The organism is Enterovibrio nigricans DSM 22720 (assembly GCF_900167155.1).
Lineage (GTDB): Bacteria > Pseudomonadota > Gammaproteobacteria > Enterobacterales > Vibrionaceae > Enterovibrio > Enterovibrio nigricans.
Map to the genome: position 1 here is coordinate 1 of NZ_FUXU01000164.1, position 3,516 is coordinate 3,516.

At 45.9% G+C, this 3,516-nt stretch carries 5 protein-coding genes and 1 pseudogene; 2 read left to right on the forward strand and 4 right to left on the reverse strand.

The annotated features are described in order from the left end of the window. Positions 1-49: 49 nt before the first annotated feature. The 3 genes from B5D35_RS23075 to B5D35_RS23085 form a co-directional block, all read right to left on the reverse strand. Complete coding sequence (locus B5D35_RS23075; RefSeq protein ID WP_078754747.1) at positions 50-373, reverse strand: carbon-nitrogen hydrolase family protein; 324 nt, start codon at positions 371-373, stop codon at positions 50-52. A 131-nt stretch (positions 374-504) separates the two neighbouring features. Beyond that, the gene (locus B5D35_RS23080; RefSeq protein ID WP_078754748.1) at positions 505-930 is read right to left on the reverse strand and encodes a VOC family protein; all 426 of its coding nucleotides are present in this window, start codon (positions 928-930) and stop codon (positions 505-507) included. Positions 931-1,054: 124 nt separating this feature from the next. Next, complete coding sequence (locus B5D35_RS23085) at positions 1,055-1,384, reverse strand: DHCW motif cupin fold protein (RefSeq protein WP_078754749.1); 330 nt, start codon at positions 1,382-1,384, stop codon at positions 1,055-1,057. 241 nt (positions 1,385-1,625) lie between these two features. Between B5D35_RS23085 and B5D35_RS23090 the strand changes: the two genes are divergently transcribed. Continuing rightward, positions 1,626-2,513, forward strand: coding sequence for a DMT family transporter (locus B5D35_RS23090; RefSeq protein ID WP_078754750.1), 888 nt, complete (start codon positions 1,626-1,628; stop codon positions 2,511-2,513). On the opposite strand, the gene B5D35_RS23095 is transcribed toward B5D35_RS23090, so the two are convergent. Continuing rightward, positions 2,510-3,106 carry an HAD family hydrolase gene (locus B5D35_RS23095; RefSeq protein WP_078754751.1) on the reverse strand — a complete coding sequence of 199 codons (597 nt, stop codon included), beginning with the start codon at positions 3,104-3,106 and terminating at the stop codon, positions 2,510-2,512. The genes B5D35_RS23090 and B5D35_RS23095 overlap by 4 nt on opposite strands. A gap of 243 nt (positions 3,107-3,349) precedes the next feature. Between B5D35_RS23095 and B5D35_RS25145 the strand changes: the two are divergent. Next, a pseudogene (locus tag B5D35_RS25145) lies at positions 3,350-3,516 on the forward strand (oxalate:formate antiporter); the annotation flags it as partial.

Sequence of the window (3,516 nt, forward strand, 5' to 3'; positions counted from 1 at the left end):
GGACTGGGTATGCCTGAAACTCAGTATATTGCTTAAGAACCGAACAACTTTAGGCTGCCATGTCTTCCAACCGAATTAAGCAACAAAGCCTATTGGCACCGCTTTGAAGTGGCACACCTGCGATAATAGTCACACCACATTCTTTGGCTAACTCAGCAAATGCGTTTTCTATTTCGCCTCTCTCAACAATTGCATTCAGTTTAAGCAGTTGAGGCTCATAACCTGTTAACGATAACTCCGGAAAAACAACCAAGTTCGCGCCTTGTTCGGCAGCTTGTTCTATGAGGGTTTTGTGCTTGGCGAAGTTGGCGAGCATATCGCCTTTAGAAGGGTGAAACTGACAAAGCGCGATGGAAAGCTTTCCGTTAGACATCCTATTTCCTTATCGGGAAAGCGAGGATTCTAATTGAAGGAATTTACATGACTATCAACACATCATCGAACTGCGTGCTCCGTCATGCAAATTCCAGCCTTTCTGACCAACGGCAGCCCTTACCCATCGAATTACAACAGATAGTCATTTCTCTTTGCGGGGTTAGTTGAAAGATATTCGATGAATTCAAACTCTAGGTTGTTACCATCAATGTAATAGACACTCTTACGATGCGGGTGCTCACCCCCCATATGATCGATTTCATAGCCAGCCGAGGTTAACCGTTCGATAACATCGTCAACGCTGGGTACCACGATACCTAGGTGCTTCACGCCCGCCCAGTGTTCTTTCCAGTCACCGATTTCACCTTCACCGCCACTTTGTAATGTCACATACGAGTCATCATCACCCACGTGATACCAAACAACAGGTTTCCCAAACCAATCAAGGTCGCCTTGGCCTCGTATTGACCAGTTTGGTATCGCAGAAGTCAAAAAGTGAATCGATGCTTTTGGATCGGAAATTTGTATATTTGCATGCTCAAAATAACTCTTCATCGCCATCTCCCGTTGTCACACCAGCTAAGTAAACCATTTAACTTACTAAACCAAAATAACAAGGCGTTCGATCTCAGGATCACTTCACAGAACCATGAAGCGAACGGCAACAGCATGTCAGCCTCTAATCAACCACAAACAGTTTCGCACCTTCTTTGGTAAAAGAACGATGCGCTTCCGCGTTATCCGCAACTTGATAGCTCATGCCCGGTTTCAGTACATGGATACTGCCATCGTCGAGTTCGGTAGAAAGTTCACCGGAAAGACAAAAGAGTACATGGCCTTTAGAACACCAGTGATCCGCCAAATAACCGGGGGAATATTCCACGATTCTGACTCGGATATCACCAAAGTGTTTGGTTCGCCACAGTGCATACCCCGAATCCCCGTGATGCTTTGTTGGTTCAATGGTTTCCCAATCAGTAACGTTGAAAGGCATGTCCGTCATTTTCATTGCTTATCCTCCATTGATAAAACACAGTTAAGAACGTATCTACCGCTGTTAACAAACATACCGTGTGCCACGTGGTACTGTGAACCATCCGCCTTTTGTTACATGGTTGCATTACAGGCTTGTGCAATACCGCAAAACTAACAGGTTGAACGTGTTACTAGCCAGTGGAACAATGCAAGGGTTGGTAAGACTAGACCTAACCACAGGGGACTAGGAAAGCAACTTAAATACAAGGAATAGAATGACTGACAGACGCGCGGAACTATTACTCGTACTCACCACGATACTCGCCGCTGGCGGATGGATTTTCAGTAAGGAATCCCTCGCCGAGATGCCCACATTCGCATTTCTTGGCTCACGTTTTTTCCTCGCATCTTTACTACTTCTTCCTCTTTGCTATAAAGACCTTCTTACCGCGTCTATCGATGACCTGCGCAAAGCACTCGGATGCGGCGTATTACTGGCAACAGCAATATTGCTTTGGATTTACTCCTTGTCCATCAGCAACACGTTGGGGGAAGGCGCGTTTATCATGAGCTTAACCTTGCTCTTTGTGCCTCTTATCGGTTGGCTCCTTTTCAAGCAACCACCCAGCTCTTCATTTTGGATCGCTCTACCTATCGCACTTTCTGGGCTTGGCTTTTTATCTCTCGCAAATGGCTGGGCACTGGCAACTAGTCAACTTTGGTTTTTGCTTTCTGCCTTTACCTTTGCGTTTCAATTCAACATTGTGAGCCGTATAGCTAAGACCCTTCCGACCACCCTGCTCACATGTATTCAACTTTTCGTGACCGGCATCCTTGGGCTTAGCCTTTCCCTTCTATTTGAAGAGATGCCAGCCAGTATCAGTCCTTCCATTTGGGCGTGGTTTAGCATGAGTATCGTCCTCGCAACGTGTCTGCGGTTCATCTGCCAAACACGCGGTCAGAAAGGGACAACCGCAACAAATGCAGCATTTATCATGATATTGGAGCCCATATTCACCGTGATCTTCAGTGTTCTCTGGTACAACGAACCTATGCCGCCACAAAAAATAATGGGGTGCTTGCTAATTCTGACGGCTTTGGTTGGCTATCGTGGTGGATTCCATTGGATAGGAAAACGTGTCTTGGCTTTCAAAGAGGGCTAGTCGATCAGTTTCCAACACATGTATTTATGGTCGGCCAACGCCAGTAGCGCGAGATCTTCCTTGGTATCACCATAGGCGTATATCGAAGAATACTGCGATAAATCTATACTGTTTTTAACCTTGAGCGCTTTTCTTTCTTTGCTGCAATCGCCTGAAACGTAGCGGCCCGTGTATCGGCCATCTCGTTTTTCAAGATCACTGCATAGCAAATGTACGCCTTGCTGTCGGCACCAAATGGTTAAATACGGGCTCAACGACGCAGACACGAGATAGATGACGTCTCCCTGTGCTTTGTGCCATTTCAACGTACTTTCCGCCTCAGGACGAATAACTCCGCTGATATATTCATCAACAAACTGCTGCGCTTGTGCATCCACACTCTTTACACTTCGTCGCCAAAACGCCGCCTTTGCCACCACTGGCCGAGTCAGGCTTGCAGGCAATAAGCCTAATTTGTGGAACATAACCACAGGCCAAATAAGCGCAAAACCCAAACACTTCCGTTTTTTGGATGTAGCAAACAGCACAAACGCGGTAAAACAATCGTCGTTTGTGATAGTACCGTCAAAATCAAACAGGGCTAAATTTGCCATCTCGTTCCGTTAAACCTTTATTATTTTCTGCCATTTTCCGACAATTTCTTATCAGCAAAGTCTACTGCATTAGCCACACATTATGGCTGAGAAACAGTGCGTTAAAGATAAGTGGACCTCGTTGAACGTGGTACTACAAATTCTGCTTTCTTAGTAAATGTGTCTCTGGCATTCTGTAATGCTGCGCTGATTTTACCGCAGTGGGCCGTACTTCGGCTTTCGTCATAACTGATTAGGTAAAATATGAAATACCCAAAATCCCTTCCTCAAGCCCATAAGCAGCTATTGGACGACATTATCCGCGTTTTTTCTGCTGATCCTCGTATTGTTGGCATTGGTGCCAGCGGATCTTTCGCCTCCGACTCGATGGATAACTATAGCGATCTCGATATTGTTATTGCCGCTGAACC